The 24,699-nt window shown below is 68.9% G+C and carries 14 protein-coding genes; 10 read left to right on the top strand and 4 right to left on the bottom strand.

The features are described 5' to 3' along the window. Positions 1 to 132: 132 nt before the first annotated feature. On the bottom strand, positions 133 to 624 hold the full coding sequence (locus MKK49_RS11605; RefSeq protein ID WP_244028476.1) for a phasin: 492 nt from the start codon (positions 622 to 624) through the stop codon (positions 133 to 135). Positions 625 to 828: 204 nt separating this feature from the next. Here MKK49_RS11605 and MKK49_RS11600 point away from each other — a divergent pair, with 204 nt between their 5' ends. The 6 genes from MKK49_RS11600 (at position 829) to MKK49_RS11575 (ending at position 10,137) form a co-directional block, all read left to right on the top strand. Next, positions 829 to 3,474 (top strand): ATP-binding protein, encoded by a 2,646-nt coding sequence (locus MKK49_RS11600; RefSeq protein ID WP_244028775.1) that lies wholly within the window; start codon positions 829 to 831, stop codon positions 3,472 to 3,474. 46 nt (positions 3,475 to 3,520) lie between these two features. Beyond that, the gene (locus MKK49_RS11595; RefSeq protein ID WP_244028475.1) at positions 3,521 to 3,790 is read left to right on the top strand and encodes a hypothetical protein; all 270 of its coding nucleotides are present in this window, start codon (positions 3,521 to 3,523) and stop codon (positions 3,788 to 3,790) included. A 152-nt stretch (positions 3,791 to 3,942) separates the two neighbouring features. After that, positions 3,943 to 5,892, top strand: coding sequence for an acetate--CoA ligase (gene acs, locus MKK49_RS11590; protein WP_244028474.1), 1,950 nt, complete (start codon positions 3,943 to 3,945; stop codon positions 5,890 to 5,892). Positions 5,893 to 6,019: 127 nt separating this feature from the next. Continuing rightward, the gene (locus MKK49_RS11585) at positions 6,020 to 6,328 is read left to right on the top strand and encodes a DUF485 domain-containing protein (RefSeq protein ID WP_056092703.1); all 309 of its coding nucleotides are present in this window, start codon (positions 6,020 to 6,022) and stop codon (positions 6,326 to 6,328) included. Further along, positions 6,325 to 8,019 carry a cation acetate symporter gene (locus MKK49_RS11580; RefSeq protein WP_244028473.1) on the top strand — a complete coding sequence of 565 codons (1,695 nt, stop codon included), beginning with the start codon at positions 6,325 to 6,327 and terminating at the stop codon, positions 8,017 to 8,019. The genes MKK49_RS11585 and MKK49_RS11580 overlap by 4 nt, the downstream gene beginning before the upstream one ends. A gap of 378 nt (positions 8,020 to 8,397) precedes the next feature. Further along, entirely contained in the window at positions 8,398 to 10,137 is a 1,740-nt protein-coding gene (locus MKK49_RS11575; protein WP_409565065.1) for an MFS transporter, read from the top strand. A gap of 164 nt (positions 10,138 to 10,301) precedes the next feature. Here the strand turns inward: MKK49_RS11575 and MKK49_RS11570 are convergent, their stop codons facing one another. From MKK49_RS11570 to MKK49_RS11560, 3 genes are all read right to left on the bottom strand, one after another. Next, a complete protein-coding gene (locus tag MKK49_RS11570) occupies positions 10,302 to 11,654 on the bottom strand; it encodes a DUF2252 domain-containing protein (RefSeq protein ID WP_244028471.1) in 1,353 nt (450 codons plus the stop codon). Between the two features lie 57 nt (positions 11,655 to 11,711). Continuing rightward, the gene (gene purH / locus MKK49_RS11565; protein ID WP_244028470.1) at positions 11,712 to 13,310 is read right to left on the bottom strand and encodes a bifunctional phosphoribosylaminoimidazolecarboxamide formyltransferase/IMP cyclohydrolase; all 1,599 of its coding nucleotides are present in this window, start codon (positions 13,308 to 13,310) and stop codon (positions 11,712 to 11,714) included. Positions 13,311 to 13,404: 94 nt separating this feature from the next. After that, positions 13,405 to 15,129: a heparinase II/III family protein gene (locus MKK49_RS11560; RefSeq protein WP_244028469.1), complete on the bottom strand. Its 1,725-nt coding sequence runs from the start codon at positions 15,127 to 15,129 to the stop codon at positions 13,405 to 13,407. A 643-nt stretch (positions 15,130 to 15,772) separates the two neighbouring features. On the opposite strand from MKK49_RS11560, the gene MKK49_RS11555 reads away from it, so the two are divergent. From MKK49_RS11555 to MKK49_RS11540, 4 genes are all read left to right on the top strand, one after another. Next, positions 15,773 to 17,896 carry a carbohydrate porin gene (locus MKK49_RS11555; protein WP_244028468.1) on the top strand — a complete coding sequence of 708 codons (2,124 nt, stop codon included), beginning with the start codon at positions 15,773 to 15,775 and terminating at the stop codon, positions 17,894 to 17,896. A gap of 458 nt (positions 17,897 to 18,354) precedes the next feature. Next, on the top strand, positions 18,355 to 19,656 hold the full coding sequence (locus MKK49_RS11550; protein ID WP_244028466.1) for an efflux RND transporter periplasmic adaptor subunit: 1,302 nt from the start codon (positions 18,355 to 18,357) through the stop codon (positions 19,654 to 19,656). A gap of 68 nt (positions 19,657 to 19,724) precedes the next feature. Continuing rightward, positions 19,725 to 22,889: an efflux RND transporter permease subunit gene (locus MKK49_RS11545; protein ID WP_244028462.1), complete on the top strand. Its 3,165-nt coding sequence runs from the start codon at positions 19,725 to 19,727 to the stop codon at positions 22,887 to 22,889. Continuing rightward, a complete protein-coding gene (locus tag MKK49_RS11540; RefSeq protein WP_409565061.1) occupies positions 22,889 to 24,544 on the top strand; it encodes an efflux transporter outer membrane subunit in 1,656 nt (551 codons plus the stop codon). Before MKK49_RS11545 ends, MKK49_RS11540 begins: the two co-directional genes overlap by 1 nt. The last annotated feature ends 155 nt before the right edge of the window (positions 24,545 to 24,699 follow it).

The following is a 24,699-nucleotide window of genomic DNA, read 5'->3' as shown; positions in this document are numbered from 1 at the left end:
GCCCGCCATGTGAATCGAAACGGCCCGCCCCGCTGCATGCGGAACGGGCCGTTGTGGTGATGCTGCACTGCAATATCGAACCGCGCCGCGCCGACGGTCCCGGAAGCGCGGTGAGTTCGAAAAGTCAGGGTCTTAGTTGTTGCCGGCGTTGCGCATGGCCTGCTCGGTGTCGGCACCAGCCTTGCGCGCGGCTTCGGCGCCCTGCTCCATGGCCTTGCGGGCATGCTCGGCCGATTCCTGCATGACGCCCTTGGCCTTCTCCGCGCTCTGCTGCATCGCCGTCTGGGCGAGGCCGCCGAACTCCTTGGCCTGGGCCTGGATCGCCGCGAACTGGCTGCGGACGAACTCGGCCTGGTGCTGCATGGCCTCCTGGAGGTCGCGCGAGCGGACGAGCTTCTGGGCGAGATCGAAGGCCGCCGTCACGTTCTGCTCGGCGAACTCGAAGCCGCGGGCGGACACGTCATGCGCGCTGGTCCGGGCGGTCTCGGCCGAACCCTGAACGGTGTCGGCGGTGCGGCGTGCCGCGCTGATGAACGAGTCGAACGCCTTGCGCGCCTGATCGACGCTCTTTTCGGCGAAATCGCGCATCTCGGCGGGGACTTCGTAATTCGGGGTGCTGGTCATTATCCTCTCCTCTTGGACTGCTTGTAGATCGTTCGTTGTGCGCTGCACAATAACACACTATCCGCCCTATGCCACCCTGTGCGGGTGCATTAAGATTGACAACAGGTAAACGTGTGGCGCCGCCGATTGATGTCCACTCCCCACCCCGCCGGGGGTAAAGAGAAAACATGCTCTCCATAGGCTCGCCACGTGAACTGGGTGCGAATGTTCGATAACGGGGTCGAAGGGCCGGGCCTGAGCGACGATGCGGCGCTGGACGCGATGGTGCGGGGTCTGGAGGGCGATCTGCGCCTCGGACCGTTCCTGCGCCGGCCGGATCGCGCCCTGATCATCCTCGACGAGACCGGCGCGCGTCTCGTCCACGCTTCGCGGGCGGCCGGCCCGGTGGCGCGCGCCATCACGGGGACGGATGGCGCTGTCGTCGCCGGTCTTCGCATGGGCGCGCAGATCCGGGCGACGGCGCAGCCCACCCTTGCCCGCATCCGCTTCGATCGCCGTGGCCTCGCCACGCCCACAACCTGCTTCGTTCTGCGGGCCTCGGTGTCCGATGGGCGCGCGGTCCTCGTCCTGATCCTGACGGAGCCGTCCCCGCGCCTGCGCCCCATCGGGCCGGACGGTCCTGCCGGAACGGTGACGGCGCATGCGCCGGCCGAGGGCAGCGCGGCCGGGGCTGACGATCCCGACGAGGCCGCCGGACCCGGCGCCGTTCCGCGCTTCACCTGGCAGACCGATGCGGCGGGTACCCTGGTGCGGGTCGGCGGCCCGGCCGGAGGCCTCCTGCGCGGTGCGCTGCTCGGGCGATCGTGGGATGCGCTGTCGCGCGCCGGCATCGCCCGCGACGCCGAGGGCCTGATCGCGGTCCTCGACGCTCACCGGACGTTCCGCGCGATCCCATTGTGCATCCGCCTCCCCGATCCGGACCGGATCGTCGAACTCGATCTGTCCGGTGTTCCCCTCGCGCGCGCCGGGCAGGCGGCGCGCGGGTTCGCCGGGTTCGGCCTCGTGCGTCGTACCGAAGTCGCGCCAGTCGCCGAAGCTGCGCCAGTCGCCGAAATTTCTGCCGAGGCAGGGGCCACCGAGGGGCCGCCCTCGACGGCGGTCGCGGGCTTGCCCCCCGAGCATCGCGCCCACGCCGATGCCGCGCCGGCCGAACGGGACCACGCGCCGGAACCGACGGTCGATGCGTCCCTGACGACGCACGAGCACGCAGCGTTCCGCGAGATCGCCCGCGCCCTCGGCGCGCGCTTTGCCGGGGACGAGTCCGCCGAGGCGTCGCCCGAGGGCGAGCGTGCGAATCCGGGCGGTGCCGTGATGCCGTTTCCCGGGCCGCTGCCCCGGGTGCCGGAACCGGCCGCGCCGGAGGCGGCCCTGGCCGCGACCCTGGAGCGTCTGCCCACGGGGGTCCTCGTCTACCGCGACGAAGGCGTCCTGTTCGCCAACCGGACCCTCCTCGACCTCGCCGGGTTCGCGGACCTCGACGCCCTCGCGGCGGCCGGGGGCATCGCCCACTTGTTCCAGGGCCTACCGCCTCACGAGCGGACCGCGAGCGATGCGCCGGCGATCCTCACCACCCGCGAGGGCAGCCATCGCGGCGTCGATCTCCAGCGCTCGGCCATCGACTGGTGCGGGCGGCCGGCCGAGATCCTCCTGGCGCGCGACGCGGCGGCGGACGAGCCCGTCCGTGCGCTGACGGCGGAGCGGATCGCGCAGGATTTCGCCGCGCATCGCGCCCGCGACGCCATCGGCATCCTCGATGCCCTCGACGAGGGTGTCGTCACCCTCGACGGCAGCGCCCGCATCCTCGACCTCAATCGCGCCGCCGCCGCGCTGTTCGGCGCCGATCCCCGCGAAGTGGTGGGGGAAAGTCTCCTGAGCCTGTTCGTGCCCGAGAGCACCATCGATGTCCTGGCGGTGGCCCACGGCGTGCCGGAGGGCGCGGCGCGCCATGTGATCGCCCGTGGCCCCGATGGCCCCCTGCCCCTCCGGCTCGAGGTCCGCGCCGTGTCCGACACGGCGGAGCCCCGGCTCTGCGCCATCCTCCGACCCGTGCCGGGAAAGGGCGTCGGGACGACGGACGAATCGCGCGAAGCGCGGGCGTTCGACCCTGAGGCCCTGCGTCTCGCCGAAATGGCGAGCGCCCGGAAATCCGAGTTCCTGGCCCGGATCAGCCACGCCATCCGCACGCCGATGAGCGGCATCCTGGGGTTCACCGACCTGATGCTGGCCGAGCCGTTCGGTCCGTTGGGTAGCGATCGCTACCGCGACTATCTCGACGACATTCGAAAATCCGGGACGGAGGTCGTTGGCCTCGTCGACGACCTCATCGATCTCGCGCGGATCGAGGCCGGGCGCCTCGACCTCGACTTTGCCGAGATCCCCCTGAACGACCTCGTCTCGCGCTGCGTCGCCCAGATGCAGCCGGAGGCCGCCCGCGAGCGCATCGTGGTCCGCACCAGCTTCTCCGCCGACCTCGCCCCCCTCGTCGCCGACGAGCGCTCCCTGCGTCAGGCCGCCATGACCGTCATCGCCAACGCGATCCGGTTCACGGAAGCCGGCGGTCAGGTCATCGTCACCACCACCATGGCCGATCGGGGCGAGATCGTCCTCAGGGTGCGCGACACCGGCATCGGCCTGACGCCCGACGAGGTCGACGCCCTGCTGGAGCCGTACCGCGCCGCGCCGGTGCAGGGGCCGCGCCCCGGCGGCGGTACCGGCCTCGGCCTGCCCATCACCAAGGCGCTGGTCGAGGCCAATCGCGGCGAGTTCCGGATCACCAGCCGCAAGGACGAGGGCACCCTGGTGGAGATGCTGTTCCCGTCCGCTCAGGCCAGCCGGCGTGCCGGAGCATAGAACTCCTCATTTCTCCGCGCGTTATCGGATAAAGCAGGAGGTTCCCATGCCCTGGACAGTGTCGAGCCGATTTTTCCTGGTCGCGGGCCTGACGGCCTTGGCCATCACATCTCCCCTGGCGCAGGGTACGGACGCCGCGCCCATGAAGAACCTCGAATCCGCCGGCGAATTCCGCAACATCACCGCCACGGGTGTGACCAAGCCTCCTGGCCGCGCCCTGGACGGCGAGCGCCCGCGGGAATCGTCGGAGCCGACCCGGCCGGAGCGCACCCTCGACCGCAAGATCGGGCAGGGAATCTGCACCGGCTGCAATTGAATGCTGTGACGCATCATCTTCGGGCACCCCGTCCAGAAGTATAGTGGGCTGGGCGCTTGCCGTGGATATCTCCCTGCGCCTAAGAAGGTTTTTAGGAAGCCCCGGCTGCGCGGATCATCGCGATACGATCGGGCACCGCAAGGGAAAACGCCATGGACGAGAAGGTGGTGGAAGTCCGCACCGAGTGGGCCGAGGGTGCCCATGTCGACGACGCCAAGTATCAGGCCATGTACAAGGCCTCCGTCGATGATCCCTCCGCTTTCTGGGGCGAGCACGGCAAGCGGATCGACTGGTCAACGCCCTTCACCAAGGTGAAGGATACCAGCTTCGCGCCGGGCAACATCTCGATCAAGTGGTTCGAGGACGGTCGCACCAACGTCGCCTACAACTGCGTCGACCGTCACCTCGAGACCCGTGGCGATCAGGTCGCCATCATCTGGGAGGGCGACGACCCGACGGAATCCAAGCACATCACCTACCGTCAGCTTCACGCCGAAGTCTGCCGGATGGCGAACGTGCTGCGCAATCGCGGCGTCTCGAAGGGCGACCGCGTCACCCTCTACCTGCCGATGATCCCCGAGGCCGCCTACGCCATGCTCGCCTGCGCGCGGCTCGGGGCGATCCATTCCATCGTGTTCGGTGGATTCTCACCGGACTCGCTCGCCGGCCGCATCGAGGGCTGCGCCTCGAAACTCATCATCACCGCCGACGAGGGCCTGCGCGGTGGCCGCAAGGTTCCGCTGAAGGCCAACGTGGATGCCGCCATCGCGCGCCTCGGCAAGGATGCCGTCGACCACGTGGTCGTGGTGCGCCGCACCGGCTCAGCCGTGGCCATGGAGCCGGGCCGCGACGTCTATTACGACGAGGCCGCCGCCCAGGTCACCGACGATTGCCCGGCCGAGCCCGTCGAGGCGGAGCACCCACTCTTCATCCTCTACACCTCCGGCTCGACGGGGCAGCCCAAGGGCGTGGTCCACACCACCGGCGGATACCTCGTCTACGCGTCGATGACCCACCAGTACGTCTTCGATTACCGCGAGGGTGAGGTCTACTGGTGCACGGCCGATGTCGGCTGGGTCACGGGCCACAGCTACATCGTCTACGGGCCCCTCGCCAACGGCGCCACGACCCTGATGTTCGAGGGCATCCCGACCTATCCGTCGAATTCCCGGTTCTGGGACGTGGTCGACAAGCACAAGGTCAACATCTTCTACACCGCCCCCACCGCGATCCGCTCCCTCATGGGCGGCGGCGAGGCACCGGTGAAGCGGACCTCGCGGTCCTCCCTGCGGGTGCTCGGTTCGGTCGGCGAGCCGATCAACCCGGAGGCCTGGGACTGGTACTTCAAGGTTGTTGGCGATTCCCGCTGCCCCATCGTCGATACCTGGTGGCAGACCGAGACCGGCGGCATCCTCATCACCCCCCTGCCCGGTGCGACGAAGTTGAAGCCCGGCTCGGCCACGCGGCCGTTCTTCGGCGTGCAACCGATCATCGTCGACGCCGAGGGCAAGGTCCTGGACGGGCCGTGCGAGGGCAACCTGTGCATCGCGGATTCCTGGCCCGGCCAGATGCGGACGGTCTACGGCGACCACGAGCGCTTCGAGCAGACCTACTTCGCGACCTATCCGGGCACCTACTTCACCGGTGACGGCTGCCGGCGCGACGCCGACGGTTACTACTGGATCACGGGGCGCGTCGACGACGTGATCAACGTCTCGGGCCACCGCATGGGTACGGCCGAGGTGGAATCCTCCCTGGTGGCCCACGCCAAGGTCGCCGAGGCGGCCGTTGTCGGCTACCCCCATTCCATGAAGGGCCAAGGCATCTACGCCTACGTTACGCTCATGGAGGGCGAAGAGGGTTCGGACGCCCTGCGCAAGGAACTCGTGGCCTGGGTCCGCAAGGATATCGGCCCCATCGCCTCCCCGGACCTGATCCAGTTCGCGCCCGGCCTGCCCAAGACCCGCTCGGGCAAGATCATGCGCCGCATCCTGCGCAAGATCGCCGAGGACGAGTTCTCGTCGCTGGGCGACACCTCGACGCTCGCCGAGCCGGCGGTCGTCGACGACCTCATCGAGAACCGCCAGAACCGGACGCACTGAACGCGGCCGGACGGCGGACAAGGCGGGCGTCCCCTCGACGCTCGCCGAACCACCCACTTCCACGACATCATCAACATCGGAGACCGGCATCCTGGAGAAGGGGCCGGCTCACGCGGAGAGTTGCGCCATGTCTGATCCTGTGACTGCGCGGATCGCGCAGAATCCGCGGTTCAAGGAACTCGTGCACGAACGCACGCGCTTCGGTTGGATCCTCACCGGCGCCATGCTGGTGGTCTATTTCGGCTTCATCGGCCTCATCGCCTTCGACAAGGCGCTGCTCGCCACCAAGGTCGGCAGCGCGACCACGTCGCTCGGCCTCATCCTCGGCGTGGCCGTGATCGTCTTCGCCTTCATCCTCACGGGCATCTACGTCCAGCGCGCCAACGGCCGCTTCGACGCGCTGACGGCCGAACTCAACCGGGATCTGGCCCGATGAGCCGCTTCAACCACCCCATCCTGCTCGGAAGCGCCCTGGCGGCGCTCGCGGCAAGCGCGGCCTTCGCCGCCGGCCCCGATCTCGGCCCCGTCGTCCAGCAGGCCACGAACTGGCCGGCCATCGGCATGTTCGGCTTCTTCGTCCTCTTCACCCTCGGCATCACCTACAAGGCCGCCATGGGCACGAAGTCGGCCTCCGACTTCTACGCCGCCGGCGGAGGCATCTCGGCCGGCACCAACTCCCTCGCCATCGCCGGCGACTACATGTCGGCGGCCTCCTTCCTCGGCATCTCGGGCCTCGTCTACACCTCGGGCTTCGACGGACTGATCTACTCCACCGGCTTCCTCGTCGGCTGGCCCATCGTGCTGTTCCTCATCGCCGAGCGCCTGCGCAATCTCGGCAAGTTCACCTTCGCCGACGTGGCCTCGTTCCGTCTCGACCAGACCTCCATCCGCATCATCTCGGCGATTGGAACCCTGGTGGTGGTGGCGTTCTACCTCATCGCCCAGATGGTCGGCGCGGGGAAGCTCATCCAGCTCCTGTTCGGCCTGCCCTACCTCTACGCCGTGGTCATCGTCGGCGTGCTGATGATCGTGTACGTCGCGTTCGGCGGCATGAAGGCCACCACCTGGGTCCAGGTGATCAAGGCCTGCCTTCTGCTCGGCGGCGCCACCTTCATGGCCGGCGCGGTGCTCTACAAATACGGCTTCAACCCCGAGGCCCTGTTCGCGGCGGCCGTCGCGACGCACCCCAAGGGCGACGCGATCATGGGACCCGGCGGCCTCGTCAACAATCCCGTCGAGGCGATCTCCCTCGGCATGGGCCTGATGTTCGGCACCGCCGGCCTGCCGCACATCCTCATGCGGTTCTTCACGGTGTCCGACGCCCAGGCGGCCCGAAAGTCGGTGTTCTACGCCACCGGCCTCATCGGCTACTTCTACATCCTCACGTTCATCATCGGGTTCGGCGGCATTTCCCTGCTGATGTCCGATCCGGTCTACTTCAAGCTCGGCCCGGCCGGCGCCTTCGACAAGCTGAAGGACATGCTCGGTGGGACCAACATGGTCGCGGTGAACCTCGCCAACGCCGTTGGCGGACCATACTTCCTCGGGTTCATCTCGGCGGTGGCCTTCGCGACCATCCTGGCCGTGGTGGCCGGCCTGACGCTGGCGGGCGCCTCGGCCGTCAGTCACGATCTCTACGCCAGCGTCATCGCCCGCGGGCGCACCAACGAAGCCTCCGAGGTGCGGCTCTCCAAGATTTCGGCGGTGGTGATCGGCATCGTGGCGATCTACCTCGGCTACGTCTTCGAGAACCAGAACGTCGCCTTCATGGTCGGCCTCGCCTTCTCGGTGGCGGCGAGCTGCAACTTCCCCGTCCTCACCATGTCGATCCTGTGGCGGGGCACAACCACCTGGGGCGCCCTCATCGGCGGCTTCGTCGGCCTGTTCGCGGCCGTCGGCATGGTGGTCCTGTCGAAGGCCGTCTGGGTCACCACCTTCGGAAACCCTGTGGCGATCTTCCCCTACGACAACCCGGCCCTGTTCTCGATGCCGCTCGCGTTCCTCACGATCTACGTCGTGTCGAAGCTCGACAACACGGCGCGGGCCAAGCGCGAGCGCGCTCTGTTCGACGCGCAGTTCGTCCGCTCAGAGACCGGAATCGGTGCCGACGGGGCGCATGCGCACTGAGCATCCGGGCAACGGACGGGAATGGGAGGGGCGCGGCGTGAGCCGCGCCCCTCTTCGCATGGCGGGGGTCTTTTAATCCCCGGCCGGAGCAAAAAATTACTTGGTTATTGGTTGAATTATTTCTGAATTCGGTACTTTTCCGTTCGCCAACGCTCTTGGGCGAAATCATGGCGTCGCTTAGCATTCGGCTCGACGTAGTCAGGGCGCGTCGTTCGGATGTTCGGGGTCGGTCGATCCCATCACCGGCCCACGACAACTGGATACGCACAGGGGTTCAACAGCTACGGGCGGACAACGCCCGAGCGGTCAAGATGCTGGAGAAACGTCATTATGGTTGCGTCAAGCGCAATGCCCGTCAGCGATTCGGCCACCCGGCCGATGAGCGCCGGCGAGAAGAAGGTCATCCTGGCCTCCTCGCTCGGTACCGTCTTCGAATGGTATGACTTCTACCTCTACGGCTCGCTCGCCGCGATCATCGGGGCGCAGTTCTTCTCCGCGTATCCTGAAGCCACGCGCAACGTCTTCGCGCTTTTGGCCTTCGCCGCCGGCTTCCTCGTGCGTCCCTTCGGCGCCCTTGTGTTCGGCCGCCTTGGCGACCTCGTCGGCCGCAAGTACACCTTCCTCGTCACCATCCTGATCATGGGCATCTCGACCTTCGTCGTCGGCCTGCTGCCCTCCTACGCGACGATGAACGAGTACGGCGTCGGATGGGTCGCGCCCGTCGCCCTGCTGGCGCTTCGCATGCTGCAGGGCCTGGCGCTCGGCGGCGAGTACGGCGGCGCGGCGGTCTACGTGGCCGAGCACGCGCCCCGCGGCCGGCGCGGCTTCTACACGGCCTTCATCCAGACCACGGCGACCCTCGGGCTGCTGCTGTCGCTGATGGTGATCCTGTTCACCCAGATCTACGTGAACGCCAACTACGCCCCCGTCGCCACCACCCTGGCCGATGGCTCCGCCGGGACGATCACGCCGTTCGCCGCCTGGGGCTGGCGCATTCCGTTCCTGGTCTCGATCGTGCTGCTCGGCGTCTCGGTCTGGATTCGACTGCAGATGCAGGAGAGCCCGGCCTTCAAGAAGATGAAGGAAGAGGGCACCGGCTCGAAGGCGCCGCTCTCGGAGGCGTTCGGCCAGTGGCGCAATGCCAAGTGGGCGCTGCTCGCCCTCCTCGGCCTCACCGCCGGCCAGGCCGTCGTCTGGTACACCGGCCAGTTCTACGCGCTGTTCTTCCTGCAGACGATCCTGAAGGTCGACCAGTTCACCGCCAACGTGCTCATCGCCTGGTCCCTCATCCTCGGCACCGGTGGGTTCCTATTCTTCGGCGCGCTCTCCGACAAGATCGGCCGCAAGCCGATCATCCTCGGCGGGTGCGTGATCGCGGCGCTGACCTTCTTCCCGCTGTTCAAGGCGCTGACCGCTGCGGCCAATCCGGCCCTGCACGCGGCTCAGCAGAACACGCAGGTGGTGGTGAAGGCCGACCCGGCGGATTGCTCGTTCCAGTTCAATCCGGTGGGAACCGCCAAGTTCACCAATTCCTGCGACATCGCCAAGGCGCTGCTCGCCCGGTCCGCGGTGAACTACACCACCGAGCCGGTCGCCGCCGGCACCAAGGCCACCGTCACCGTCGCCGGCAAGGAGTTCGCCGCCGCCGATCCGGCCTTCGCCAAGGATGTCGGTGCGGCACTCACCGCCGCCGGCTACCCCACGGCCACCAACCCGAGCATCGTGAAGATCGTCATCGACCCGAAGGACGGCCTCTCGAACTTCGCCAAGATGATCGACATCTTCTCGGCCCAGAAGCTGACCATCATCGGCATCCTGACGATCCTCGTCCTGTACGTGACGATGGTCTACGGCCCGATCGCGGCGGCCCTGGTCGAACTGTTCCCGACGCGCATCCGCTACACCTCGATGTCCCTGCCCTACCATATCGGCAACGGCTGGTTCGGCGGCCTCCTGCCGGCCACCGCCTTCGCCATGGTGGCCCAGACCGGCGACATCTATTTCGGCCTCTGGTACCCGATCGTCATCGCCATCGGGACCGCGATCATCGGGGCCCTGTTCATCCCCGAGACCAAGGATCGCGACATCTTCACCTACGACGAGGCGCCCACGCGCTGAGCCGATCGGGTGTGAACCCAGGGACGGAGCTACGGGCGGTTCGCCCAACCGGCCGTAGCTCCCGAGCCGGGCGGGACAGCAAATACGAAAAAGGCTCCGTCGCGAGACGGGGCCTTTTTCGTGGGCTGCGAGCCGGATCTCCGAGAGCGGTCGGAAACCGAGGACTACCCCGCCGCGTCGAGCAGCGCGGCGTGGTCGGCCTGCGTCTGCGCGGCATACAGCATGGCGAATTCGGCCACGGCCTCGTCGAAGGCCGCGCCCCTGCCGAGATAGCCGGCGATGGTCGCCGCATCGCCCGAGCGGGCATGGGCGCGGGCGAGCGTGGTTCCGCAGAGCTGCGCATAGGCCTTCGCCCCGCTCGCGGCGAGGATCTCGGCCACGGCCGAGAGCTTCTTGTTCTTGAGCTGCCGCACGTAGTAGGAGCGCCCGCTCGCGCTTGAATAGGCCGTGCCGAGGAACGGATCGCTCGCCGCCTGCATGATGCGCTGGCCGTCGATGACGCGCTGGCCTTCCGAGGCGAGGAAGAACGGCCGCAAGGCCAGGGGCGCCAGGACCGAGGGCCGGGCCTCCTTGATCTGCAGGAACAGCGGCGCCCCATCGGCATCGGCGTAGACGCCGACCGCGCAGACCGTGCCGACGGAGCCGATCCCCACGACCTTGAAGGCCACATCGCGCTGCGCGTAGCGCAGGACGAGAAGATTGCGGTCGGCGGTGAGGCTTTGCGGATAGGCCAGCAACGCGGCCTTCGCCTCCTCGACGGCCTCGGTCAGCCCGTTCGGCCCTCCGTGGAAGATCGTCGGCGCCTTGTCGGCGATGCGCCACTGGGCCGGATCGGCGTGCTGGGTACTCGGATCGAGGTCCGGGGCATCGCCGTGGCTGAGGCCGTCGGCGGTCTCGGCCGCGGCCTTGGCCAGGAGGTTCCGGCACAGGTCACCGTCGCCGAGGCGGCCGATCTCGTGCTCGAGGTCGATCCGGCTGTGCCAGACCGCCAGGGGCCCCAGGATGGCGAGTTCGCGCATATGCTCGCGATAGGCGCGGACGCCCGCCCGGGCCGCGCGGCGCGCCTTGTCCTCGCCCTGCGGCAGGGCGGCAACCGCGATGCTGGCGGCGAGGCGCTTCACGTCGACGGTGAAATCGACGTTCCAGAGGGTCTCGTCGAAATCGTTGATGTCGAACAGGGTCTGCCCCTCGGGGCTGCGATACACGCCGAAATTGCCGATGTGGCAATCGCCGCAGGCCTGGACCGGGATGCCCGGCGCGGCGGCACCGACGAGATCGGCGGCCATCACGGCGGCGCTTCCGCGCAGGAACGCGAAGGGACTCGCGCGCATCCGCTCGTGGCGCAGGGGGATGAGTTCGATGAGCCGGCCTGAATCGCCCGCCCGCAGGATCGCCAGGGGATCGCGCCCTTCCGCCGGCTGCCACGCGGCGTGGGATTCCCGCGGCACCGCCTCGCGCAGGCGCTTGCCGGCCGCCCGGCGCTCAGTACGGCGGGATTGGATCTGAGTGTCGGTCATGGAGGGAAGCCTCGGTAGGACGGGGCGCTCGGCGCTGGCCGCGCGCCCCGTGCGAGATCAGTGCCGGAAGTGGCGGTGCCCGGTGAAGACCATGGCGAGGCCGGCCGCGTCGGCGGCGGCGATCACCTCGGCGTCGCGCATCGAGCCGCCGGGCTGGATCACCGCCGTGGCGCCGGCTTCCGCCGCCGCGAGCAGGCCGTCGGCGAAAGGGAAGAACGCGTCCGAGGCAACCACTGCGCCCTTGGCGAGGCTCTCGGCCGCGCCGATGCGCGCCGCGCCCTCCCCCGCCTTCCAGGCGGCGATCCGCGAGGAATCCACCCGCGACATCTGCCCGGCGCCGATGCCGACGGTGGCGCCGTCCTTCGCGTACACGATGGCGTTCGACTTGACGTGCTTGGCGATGCGGTAGGCGAAGCGGAGATCCGCGTATTCCCGCTCCGTCGGCGCGCGCTTCGTCACCACGGTGAGCGGCATGTCGTCGATGACGGCGGCATCCCGGTCCTGCACGAGGAAGCCGCCGGACAGGGTCTTCACCGTCTCGCCGGCCGCGCGCGGATCGGGCAGGCCGCCGGCGAGCAGCAGCCGGAGGTTCTTCTTCCCCGCCACGAGGGCGATGGCCTCGGGGCTCGCGTCGGGTGCGATGATCACCTCGGTGAAGATCTCGACGATCCGTGCGGCGGCCTCGGCGTCCAGGGTGCGGTTGAGGGCGACGATGCCGCCGAAGGCCGAGGTCGGGTCGCACGCGAGCGCCCGCTCGTAGGCCTCGATCAGACTCGCGCCCTCGGCGACCCCGCACGGGTTGGCGTGCTTGATGATCGCCACCGCCGCGACGCGGGCGGGATCGAACTCGGCGACGCACTCGTAGGCCGCGTCGGTGTCGTTGAGGTTGTTGTAGGAGAGTTCCTTGCCCTGGAGCTGGCGGGCGCTGGCGACCCCGGGGCGCACGCGGCCCGGGGCCCGGTAGAAGGCGGCCGCCTGGTGCGGGTTCTCGCCGTAGCGCAGACCTTGCGCGAGCTGGCCGCCCATGGCGCGGAAGGCCGGGGCGGTGTCCTGCCCGACGGAGCCGGTCATCCATTTGGCGATGGCGGCGTCGTAGGCGGCCGTGCGGGCGAACGCCTTCTGGGCGAGCTGCCTGCGGGTGCCGATGCAGAGCGAGCCGTCCTGGGCATCGAGTTCGGCGAGGATCGCCCCGTAATCGGCCACCTCGACCACCACGGCCACGTCGGCGTGGTTCTTGGCCGCCGCGCGGATCATCGCCGGGCCGCCGACATCGATGTTCTCGACGCAATCGTCGAACGACGCGTCGCGCGCGATGGTGGCCTCGAACGGGTAGAGGTTGACCACGAGGAGGTCGATGGCGCCGATGCCGTGGGCGGCGAGCGCCGCCTGATGCTCGGGGTTGTCGCGCACGGCGAGCAGGCCGCCATGGACCGCCGGGTGCAAGGTCTTGACCCGCCCGTCCATCATCTCGGGATAGCCGGTGAGATCCGCGACTTCCGTGACCGGAAGGCCGGCGGCCACGAGTTCACGGTGGGTGCCGCCGGTGGAAACGAGGGCGATCCCACGCGCGCTCAGGGCCTTCGCGAAATCGACGAGCCCCGCCTTGTCCGAGACGGAGAGGAGAGCACGGGTCACCCGCACCTGATCATGCGACATGGAGGTTCGTCCGGTCGAAAGCGATGGAACTGCCGGGCGCCTAACACGAAATCCGGTGTGCGGGCCAGGGTTGGGCCATCGTGCGGCCGGAGTGTCAGGCGTCCGGCGGTACGGCCCGGGCAAAGCGCCAGCGCACCCGCGCGTCCTCCGACACCGTGAGGTAGAGCACGATCTGGTCCGTGCGCCGCGCGCCCGTCAGCCCGGCGAAGTAGACGCTCTCCTCCAGGGCGATCTGCGCGCCCTCGGCATCGACGTGCCAGACCTCGCCGATGGGCGACACGAGTTCGAGGCCGCCCTCCTCCCGTCCGCGCGCGGCGATGGCCGGGTGCAGGTGGAAGCGGATGGCGACCTCGTGCGCCTTCGTGCGCGCCGATCCGGACCGCACGAAGGCGTCCTCGCCCTCGAGGTCCGCCCCGTCGGCGGCCAGGCGCCAGCGCCGCTCGTGGACGAGGCCGAAATCCGGGACGTAGCCATCATGGCGGGCGGCGAGCACCCGCGTGCCATCCGGGTCGAGGGTGCGCTCGGCCTTGACCGACCTCGGGCCGCGCAGGACCACGGGGCCGATGCGCCCGGCGAGCCATCGTACGGCCCAGCGCTCGTACCAGGCACCGCCCCCGGTGAGGAACCGGCAGGAAGAGGAATCGGCGACCGTCGCCGTGGAATGCGCCGCCGTGCTGCGGGCGAGCCGCCGGAGCTCCGGTCCGCTCGCCGGCAGGCCGCAATTGATGACGATGCGCTGGGGACCGCTCGACAGTTCGAAGGAGAGGCAACCCGCCCCGGCATTGATGGAATCGACGAGCGGCGGCGGCGCGCCGACATCGGCCACCAGCAGCACGCGGCCGGCCTCCAGGCGCTCGTAGCCGGAATTCGGCGCGTGCATGAGCGGCTGGGCCATGGCCCCGTCATAGACCAGCAGGGTGGCCAGATGGTCGGCGGCGGTGGCGCCCATGCCGTTGAAATGGCTCAGCGAGGCGTCGGCGTGGCGCAGGAGCCGCAGGAGGGGCAGCATCCGGTCGACGGCATGCAGCAGCGCTTCGGGCGGATCGATGCCGCGTCCGAGGAAACTCTGGCGCAGGGGCAGCAGGTCGAGGAGAAGCTCCATGGCGAAGCGCGGATCGCGGCTGCGGTGGCCGCCATCCGGCATGATCTGGCGTTCGAGTTCGCGCACGAGGATGCGGGTGGCCCGGCGCAGGATCGGCTGGATGCCCTCGCAGCAGAGCCCGGCGTAGCAGAGCGCCACGGCGGCGAGCAGCCGGGTCTGGGGCGAGATCCCGCGCCGCAGGTCGCGTTCGAGGTCGCGCGCCGTCCGGCCGATGGTCTTGAGGAAGGTCTGGTAGAAGGCGTGGTCGGCCCCCTCCAGCACCAGGGGTGACTGGCACAGGAAGGCGATGAGCCGGCGCGCGGCCACGGGCGTGGGTTTCGCCAGCTCCGCTTCACCGCGCCCGGCCATGAAATCGGCCACGAACGCGCGGGCATTGGCGCGGGCGAGGGCCGTATCGGCGGCGCGCAGGTGGCGCAGCCAGCCGAAGCCGTAGAGGGCGTCGGCCCATTCCGGCGATGGCGGCGCGTAGTCGAAGGGCGAGCGACCGCTCACCGACAGGGAGCGCCCGGCGAAGACGAACAGCCCGGCATAGATATCGTCGGCGAAGGTGGCGTCGCTGGTGCGCAGGTCGTGGGGTGCGATGACGAGGCCGGTGACGCGGGCACCCGCCAGGATGTCGGGCCGGCCGGTGGCGCCCGCATAGGCATTGCGCGCGGCCTGTGCGACCTCGCGGCCGATCAGCCGATAGAACCGCCAGCGGTCAGCCCCCCAACGCACGCCGTCTCCCCTCCCGACGGGTCCAACGCCCCGCCGGATTCCCTCGCCTTCAACCTAGGCCGTGCGTTCTTAAGGGTTGGTTAACCTCATCCGAGGGGCCAGGTCGATCCCGGATCGTCGGGGGCAAGTAAGAATCCTCGAATTGAGCTGCGTCGAGCCGCGCTGTGCGCCGAAAAACGACCGAACATCGATGGTCGTTCGGGATTGATGCGGAAAATCTCGATGCTTTCGAAGTCGTAGGCGGGAAATGTCTTGAGAATCCTGTGGAGCACCGATCCACGCGATCGCAGGCGCCTGCGTCCCTTCCGTCCGTCGGTTCCGCACCAACGTTCTTCGGCGTCGAGCCCGCGCCCATCACTCGGTGGTCGGCCACGGCGTTGCCCAAATATCACGCTTTGCCGCCACCTGTCTCCCGCCGAGGATTATCATCGTGGGCGTGCCCGGACACCGATAGGACCGCAGGGGACACGACCCCCGTCCTCGCGTATCGCATCCGCTGATCCGTCGTCGGACGATCCGCATTCCTCGCACCGCATGAGGGTCCTCGGCGCGCCGAGCCGTTCGAGCCCCGACACGGTGACGTCATTCGGTGCGGCTAGCGAGGCGGGAGCGCATGACCTTCGATCCGTCCGAGACCCGTCCGATGCCGAGATTCTCCGACCCGTCGATCCGCGGGATATCCAGGACGGCCGCGCTGCTCGTCGGTCTGGGATTCGCGCAGGCGGCATACGCGGCCGACCCTGCCGCGCCGCGGCGTTCCGATGCGGGATCACCGCCCGCCTTCGTCGATTGGAGCGGCGGCTATCTCGGGCTCGAGGGCAGCGCCGGGGCCTCGTTCGGGGCCTTCGGGTTCGGCCCGACCACCATCGGCGGCCGCCCCGTCCCGGCCTTCAAGACCGGCGACGCAACCGGGCGCTCGGACCGCAGCCGCGAGGCCACCACCGCCGTCGGGGGCGCCTTCGCCGGCTACAACTGGCAGACCGGGCCGTGGCTCGCCGGCGTGGAGGCCGATGTCTTCGGGAGCAACCTGAAGCGGCCCGTGGCCTCGACAGCCCTCGGCTTCGGCACCGAATCCGTCGATCCCGCCTTCAGCCTCATCCGGGTCAAGTCCGACGCGTTCGGGGCTCTGCGCGCCCGCCTCGGCTACGCGTTCGAGCGGTCGCTGATCTACGCCACCTTCGGGCTCGCAGGAGCCGAGGCGCGGTTCCTCGCCACCTATCCCGACCCCGCGACGGGCCTCGTCGGCACCGCGCGGCGCGACCGCAGCTTCCTCGGCTTCACCCTCGGGGCCGGTGTGCAGTTCGCCGTCTACGAACATCTCAGCCTCGGGATCGACTACCGCTACAACGATCTCGGCGGCAGCGGCCGGTTCGACCTCGGCACGGTGCCGGGCGCGGCGGGCGGCCCGGTCTCGACGCGGGCGAGCTTCGTCGCCAACGAGGTGATGGCGCGGCTGATCTGGCATCCCGGCGGTCTGCGCCTGCCCGACGAGGCGGAGGACGCCGGCCCGGTTCTCGGCGAGCGCTTCTCGCTCCACGGCCAGACGACGTTCTTCAATCAGGCGGTGTCGGGGTTCCGCGCGCCCTATAGCGGCCCCAACAGTCTCGTGCCGCATCAGGCGCAGGCGACGACCACGGCGACGCTGTTCCTCGGGCTGAAGCTCACGGACAGCACCGAACTCTACTACAACCCGGAATTCTCCCAGGGCTTCGGCCTCAGCCGCACCCTCGGGGTCGCCGGCTTCACCAACGGCGAGGCGCAGAAGGCCGGCGCACCGTTCCCGAAGCTGCGCTCCGCCCGCTACTTCGTGAAGCAAACCTTCGGCCTCGGCGGCGAGACCGAGACCCTGGCGGACGGTCCCAACCAGGTCGCCAACACCTACGACGTCGAGCGCATCACGCTCATCGCCGGCAAGTTCGCCATGGGCGACTATTTCGACGGCAACCGGTACGCTCACGACCCGCGCGTAGACTTCGCGAACTGGGGTCTGTGGAGTTCGGCGGCGTGGGATTTTCCGGCGAACCTTCCGGGCTACACGCAGGGCGTCCTCGTCGAGTACAACCGCGCGGAATTCGCCGTGCGCGCGGCCTACACCCAAGTGCCCAAGGAGCCCTCCAACGACGTCCTCGACCCACGGGTGTTCGAGCGCGGCGGTTTCACCGTCGAGCTGGAAGAGCGCCACGTCCTGCCGTTCCTCGATCAGCCGGGCAAGCTGCGGCTGGGCGCGTTCTCCAACGTCGGCAACAGCGCGCGCTACCGCGAGGTGGTGGGCCTGACCCAATCCGGCGCCTTCGACGACATCAACGACGCGGTGGCGGCGACCCGGCGGCCCCGGCGCAAGAGCGGCGTCTACATCAACCTCGAACAGGCGGTGACCGCCGATCTCGGCGTGTTCGCCCGCGCCAGCGCCGCCGACGGGCGCAACGAGAACCTGTCCTTCACCGACATCGACCGGAGTTTTTCCGGCGGCCTCTCCCTGAAGGGCAGCCAATGGGGCCGGCCGAGCGATACGATCGGCCTCGGCACGTCGATGAATCAGCTCTCGCCCGCCCACCGCGCCTACTTCGCCAATGGGGGGCTGGGCCTGCTCATCGGCGACGGACGGCTGACCTACGCGCCCGAGCGCGCGGTGGAGACCTACTATGCGCTCAGCCTCGGCAAGGCCCTGGTGCTGACGGCCGACTACCAGTTCGTCGCCAACCCGGCCTACAACCGGGACCGTGGCCCGGCGCACTTCTTCGGCACCCGCCTCCACGCGGATTTCTAGGAATGGGGACCGGCCCGGCCGAGCCTATGCGGTCGCGCCCCGGCCGAAGCAGCACTTTGTTGTCGTCGGTTCCGGGTGGCGGTGATAAGCAACCGGCGGCGACGCGTGGGACGGATTCGGCGGTCACGGGTTCGTGTTCCCGTCCGCGTCCCCGCGTCATTCTCATGTCACGAATCCCGTCATCTGGATACGGTTCAGCGACGGGACTGGAGGGGGAGCGGAACTTGGTCCCGGCGCTCATGATCCGATCGCATGTCCACGCGGCCACATGGATAGGGCCAAGATAGGCACCCGTCCAACGGCAAGACCAGCGAGGCTCGGCCTCCCCGGCGGACCGTGCGATCGGTGCCCGCACTCAAGATCATCCTGCCCTGTCGGCAGCCCCTCCATGGCGCGTTGGCGTGGCCGGACAGAACGAAACCAACAGTGCCTCGCGCCGGCCGCCGGAAAGTGTCGACATGTCCCCAGGTCCCCGGAAGGGTATCTCCAAACTCATCGTCCTGCTGGGTCTGGTGATCTGCGCCGGCCTCGGCGCCGTCGCCTGGTCGGAGCGCGATTCGGCCTTCGCCGGCTGGGCCCTCACGACCGTGCGCGAGCGCCTGGCCCGGATTTCGGGTGGGTCGGAAGAAGACCCCGCCGACGCCGTCGGTAGCCGCGCCGCGTCCGTCGCGCGGGTGTTCCGCCCGAGCCCGGCCCAGCGCACGGCCCTGGAAATTGCCCCCGTCAAGACCATGACCTTCCGGCCCGAGGGCACGGCGGAGGGGCGCATCGCGCTCAACGACGACGACAACGTCCCCGTCACCTCGCCCTATTCGGGCCGCGTCACGAAGGTGCTGGTGCGGGCGGGCGACGAGGTGAAGGCCGGCGACGTGCTCCTCACCATGGAAGCCACCGACATGGTCCAGGCCCAGAGCGACTATCAGGCGGCCCTCAACACCATTGCCAAGACCACCGCCCTCTTGAAGCTCGACATGACCATCGCGGCCCGCCAGCAGGAGCTGTTCCAGGCGAAAGCCGTGGCCCTGAAGGACTACCAGTCGGCCCAGAACGACGTGATCGGCGCCCAGAGCGACCTGAAGACCGCCGAGGCGAGCCTGGAGGCGGTCAAGAATCGCCTGCGCATCCTCGGCAAGTCGGACGCGGACATCGCCGCCTACGAGAAGAAGGGCACCGCCATGAGCCCCGAGACGCAGTTGCGGGCGCCCATCGCCGGCACCATCGTCCAGCGCAAGGTCGGCATCGGCCAGTACCTCAGCACCTCGGCCGAGCCCGTCTTCGTCATCGGCGACCTTTCGACGGTCTGGCTCGTCGCCAACGTGCGCGAGAGCGAGATCCCGAAGATCCGCATCGGCCAGGACGTCGAGGCCCGGGTGGCGGGCTTCGGCGCCCGCGCCTTCAAGGGGAAGGTCGATTACATGGCCGCCAGCCTCGATCCGGCGACCCGCCGCCTGTCCGTGCGCAGCGAAGTCGAGAATCCCGACCGGGTGCTCAAGCCCGAGATGTTCGCCGCCTTCACGATCTTCACGGGACCGGGCCAGACCGCGCCGGCGATTCCCCCGGCCGCCATCGTCTACGAGGGCCGCCGGGCCCAGGTCTGGGTCGCGCGGCCCGACGGTGCCATCGAGGCCCGCGCCGTCACCCTGGGTCTCGCCGGCCAGGGCATGGTGCAGGTGGTGGAGGGCTTGGCGGCGGGCGAGGAGATCGTCACCCGCGGCGCCCTTTTCATGGATCGCGCGGTCAGCGGCGACAAGGCGTCCTGAGCCGGGACGCCCGCCCGTCGCATCTTTGAGATTTCCAGCCTTGAACGGCCGACCATGAATCGCGCGCGATGAACAGCCTGATCGTCTTCGCCCTGCGCCAGCGCGTGCTGGTGTTCCTCATGTTCCTCGCGATGATGGCGCTCGGCTACGCCAGCTACACGCAGCTGAACATCGAGGCCTACCCCGATCCGGTCCCGCCGCTGGTCGACGTCATCACGCAGAATCCCGGGCAGTCGGCCGACGAGATCGAGCGCTACATCACCATCCCGTTGGAGGTGCAACTCGCCGGCATCCCCAACGCCACGGTGGTGCGGACCATCTCGCTGTTCGGCCTGTCCGACGTGAAGGTGCAGTTCAACTACAACTTCACCTACCAGGAAGCCCTGCAGCGGGTGCTCAACCGCCTGTCGCAGCTGCCGCCCCTGCCGGGCGGCGCCCAGCCGCAGATCTCGCCCACCAGTCCCGTCGGCGAGATCATGCGCTACAAGGTAACGGGGCCGGCCGGCTACTCGTCGACCGAACTCAAGACCCTGCAGGACTGGGTGCTGCAGCGCCGGTTCAAGGCGATTCCCGGCGTGGTCGACGTCACCGCCTTCGGCGGCAAGACCAAGGAGTACGAGATCGCCGTCGATCTCAACCGCCTCCAGGCCCAGGGCCTGACCCTGGTCCAGCTCGTGACCGCCCTGAACAACTCGAGCATCAACGTCGGCGGCCAGACCCTCAACGTCGGCGAGCAATCGGCGGTGGTGCGCGGCATCGGTCTCATCCGCGACATGGACGACATCCGCGACACGATGCTGACGCAGGTGGCCGGCGTGCCGGTCCTCGTGCGCGATGTCGCCGACATCCGCGTCTCCAACGCCCCCCGCCTCGGCATCGTCGGCCATGACGGCCAGAACGACATCGTCGAGGGCATCGTGCTCATGAGCCGGGGCGGCAAGAGCCTGCCGACCCTGAAGCTCGTCGAGGCCGAGATCGACCGGATCAACGCCAGCGGCATCCTGCCCCCCGACGTGAAGGTGGAGCGGATCTACGACCGCAGCGGGCTCATCCACACCACCACCCACACGGTGATGCACAACCTCGTCTTCGGCGTGGTGCTCGTCTTCGTGGTACAGTGGATGTTCCTCGGGTCGCTCCGCAGTGCCATCATCGTGGCGGCGACGATTCCGTTCGCGCTCGGGTTCGCCATCCTCATCCTCGTCCTGCGGGGCGATTCGGCCAACCTCCTGTCGCTCGGCGCCATCGATTTCGGCCTCATCGTCGACGCCACCGTGATCATGGTCGAGAACGTCTTCCGGCACGTGGCCGAACCGGAGCACAGCGAGGGCCAGAAGGCGCCCGGCGGCCTCACGGGGCGGCTGGGCACCATCGCCATCGCGGGCGCCGAGGTGAACCGGGCGATCTTCTTCTCGGCCACCATCATCATCGTCGGCTTCCTGCCGCTCTTCACCCTGACGGGCGTCGAGGGTCACATCTTCGGACCCATGGCCAAGACCTACGCCTACGCGCTCGTCGGCGGGTTGCTCGCCACTTTCACGGTCTCGCCCGCCCTCTCGGCCCTGATCCTGCCGAACCACGTCGAGGAGCGCGACACCCTGGTGGTGCGCCTGCTGCGCTTCGGCCACGTGCTCATCCTGCGCTTCGGCCTGCGCAACAAGCTGCTGTCGCTCCTCGTGGTGGCGGCGATGCTCGGCGCGTCCGCCATCGCCGCCAAGACCCTCGGCCTCGAATTCCTCCCGAAACTGGAGGAGGGCAACCTCTACATCCGCGGCACCATGCCGGCCTCGATCTCGCTGGAAGCCGGCAACGCCTATGTCGAGCGCCTGCGCAAGATGGTCGCCGAGGTGCCGGAGGTCGTCACCGTCCTGTCCCACCAGGGGCGCCCCGACGACGGCACCGACGCCACCGGCTTCTTCAACGTCGAGATCCTGGCGCCCCTGAAACCCATCGACCAGTGGCGCAAGGACCTCGACAAGGACACCCTCGTCCGCACCCTCTCGAAGCAGCTCGACGAAGCGTTTCCCGGCATCGAGTTCAACTTCTCCCAGTACATCGAGGACAACGTCCAGGAAGCCGCCTCGGGGGTGAAGGGCGAGAACTCCGTCAAGATCTACGGCAGCGACCTCAACGAACTCACCCGCACCGCCGAGGCGGTGAAGGCGTCGCTGGCGACGATCCCCGGCATCGCCGACCTCTCGGTCTTCGCCTCCCTGGGCCAGCCGACGGTGCGCATCGACATCGACCGGCGCAAGGCCGCCCGCTACGGCCTGACCCCGGGCGACGTGAACACCACCGTCCAGGCGGCCATCGGCGGCCAGACGGCGGGCGACCTCTACGAGTACGGGTCCGACCGGCACTTCCCCATGCGGGTGCGCCTCGCGCCCGAGTACCGCCGCAACCTCGAGACCATCCGCAACATCACCATCGGGGCGGCCAACCCCGCCGGCGGGGTGATCCAGGTGCCGCTCTCCGAGATCGCCACCGTCGAGCTGACCTCGGGCGCGGCCTTCATCTACCGCGAGAATCAGGAGCGCTACATCCCGGTGAAGTTTTCGGTGCGCGGGCGCGATCTCGGCGGCGCGGTGCTGGAGGCCCAGAGCCGGATCGCCCAGGAGGTCGCCCTGCCGGCGGGCTTCCACCTCGAATGGGTCGGCCAGTTCACCAACCTGCAGGACGCCGTGGCGCGTCTAAGCGTCGTGGTGCCCATCACCATCGCGCTCATCGCCCTGCTGCTCTACGTCAACTTCGCCTCGCTCACCGACATGCTGCTGACGCTCAGCGTGATCCCCATGGCGATGATCGGCGGAATCTTCGCCCTGGCGCTGACCCTGACGCCGTTCTCGATCTCGGCCGCCATCGGCTTCATCGCGCTGTTCGGCATCTCGACCATGGAGGGCGTGATCCTGCTCTCCTATTACAACCAGCTCCTCGACGAGGGCTGGGAGCGGGGCGCCGCGGTGTGGCACGCCGCCAACGTCCGCATGCGCCCGGTGATGATGACCTGTGTGGCCGCCTGCGTCGGCCTCCTGCCGGCGGCGATCTCCACGGGCATCGGCTCGCAGGTGCAGAAGCCCCTCGCCCTCGTCGTGGTGGGCGGCATCATGCTCGCCCCCAACCTCATCCTGGTGATCGTGCCGATCCTCATCGCCCTGTTCTCGCGCCGCCGTCCGGCGCCGGGGATGCGTCCGCCGGAGGCGGCACACGCGGCGGCCCGGGCCGAGTACGCGTGATGCCGGCGACACAGAACGATGAAAGCTTCGTTCACGCGGGGCTCGTCGCGTTGACTCCCGAGGGCCGCCGTCGCCTCTACGCGCAACGGATGCCCGGCGGGACCACCATGCGACGCACCACGATCCGGTCCGGAATGGCCGACCTCCTGCGCACGGCCGGCCTCGCAGCCTTGGTGATGGGCCTCGCCGGCTGCATGGTCGGCCCGGATTTCGTCCCCCCCGCCGATCCGCCGGTGACCCGCTACACCCGCGAGCCCCTCGGCAACCCGACCGCCACCGACAAGGTGACGACGCGCCAGGGCGGCTCGGCCGACCAGAACTTCATCGCCGGGGCCGACGTGCCCGGCCAATGGTGGACCCTGTTCCACTCCCGGGCGCTCAACCGCCTCGTGGAGGAAGCGCTCACCAACAACCCCAACCTCGACGCGGCCCAGGCGGCGCTGCGTATCGCCCAGCAGAACGTCGAGGCTCAGCGCGGCACCCTGTTCCCGCAGGTGGGCTTCAACGGCCTCGGTTCGCGCCAGAAGGTGCCGGGCGGCGCGTTGCAGAGCCCGCTCAACGACCAGCGCCAGCTGTTCTACAGCCTCTACACCCCGCAGGTGACGGTCTCGTTCACCCCGGACGTGTTCGGCGGCAACCGGCGCCAGATCGAATCCCTCGAGGCCCAGGCCGAGAACCAGCGCTTCCAGCTCGAGGCCGCCTACCTCTCGCTCACCGCCAACGTGGTTCTCGCCGCCATCCAGGAGGCGTCCCTGCGCGCGCAGATCGATGCGACGAAGCGGGTGATCCAGGCACAGACCGAGGTGCTGACCCTCTACAACAAGCAATTGTCCTTAGGCCAGATCGCCGGCGCCGACGTGGTGGTGCAGCAGGCCGCCCTCTCGGTGTCGATGCAGCTGCTGCCGCCCCTCGAGAAGCAGCTCGCCATCCAGCGCAACCTCCTGACCGCCCTCGTCGGGCGTTTCCCGAGCGAGGAGGTCACCCAGACCTTCACCCTCGCGTCGCTCCGCCTGCCGACCCGGCTCCCCGTGAGCCTGCCCTCGCACCTCGTGCAGCAGCGCCCCGACGTCAGGGCGGCGGAGGCCAACGTGCAGCAGGCGAGCGCGCTGGTGGGGGTCGCCGTCGCCAACCGCCTACCGCAGTTCAACATCACCGCCAATGGCGGCTCCAGCGCCGTCAAGATCGCGCAGCTCGCAAGCTCGGCAGCAAGCTTCTACGGCATCGTCGGCACCGTGGCCCAGCCGATCTTCGACGCCGGCACCCTGTTCCGCCGCCAGCGCGCGGCGGAAGAGACCCTCGACCAGGCCCAGGCCCAGTACCGCGCCGTGGTCATCGGTGCCTTCCAGAACGTCGCCGACGCCCTGCGGGCGCTCCAATCCGATGCTCAGGCGGTGGCCGCCGCCGCCGCCGCCGAGAAGGCGACGAGCCAGAGCCTCGATCTGATCCGCAAGCAGTATTCGGCCGGCGCCATCAACAGCACGCAGGTGCTCATCGCCCAGCAATCCTACCTGTCGGCGATCGTGACCTCGGCGGGCGCGCGGGCGAACCAGTACGCGGACACGGCGGCCCTGTTCCAGGCGCTGGGCGGCGGCTGGTGGAACCGAAACGATGTCCGCCCCCCGCGTCCCGAGAAGGATCCGGCCCCTTTCCTATAGGTTGGGGCCATCTACGACGAGGCCATCGGCCAATCGCCCTCGATCGTTCTGATATCCTTTTGGTCCTTCCGGCGACGGGTGCCCTCGACCTCCCCCGTCGCCGAAGGGCCGGGCCGGTGGCGAGGGCTTTCTGACGCTTCCTCCTCCGCAGGATG

The sequence above is a fragment of the Methylobacterium sp. J-090 genome (assembly GCF_022829345.1).
Classification (GTDB): domain Bacteria; phylum Pseudomonadota; class Alphaproteobacteria; order Rhizobiales; family Beijerinckiaceae; genus Methylobacterium.
Note: the sequence above shows the minus strand (reverse complement) of the source record. Positions and strands in the feature narration are given on the sequence as shown.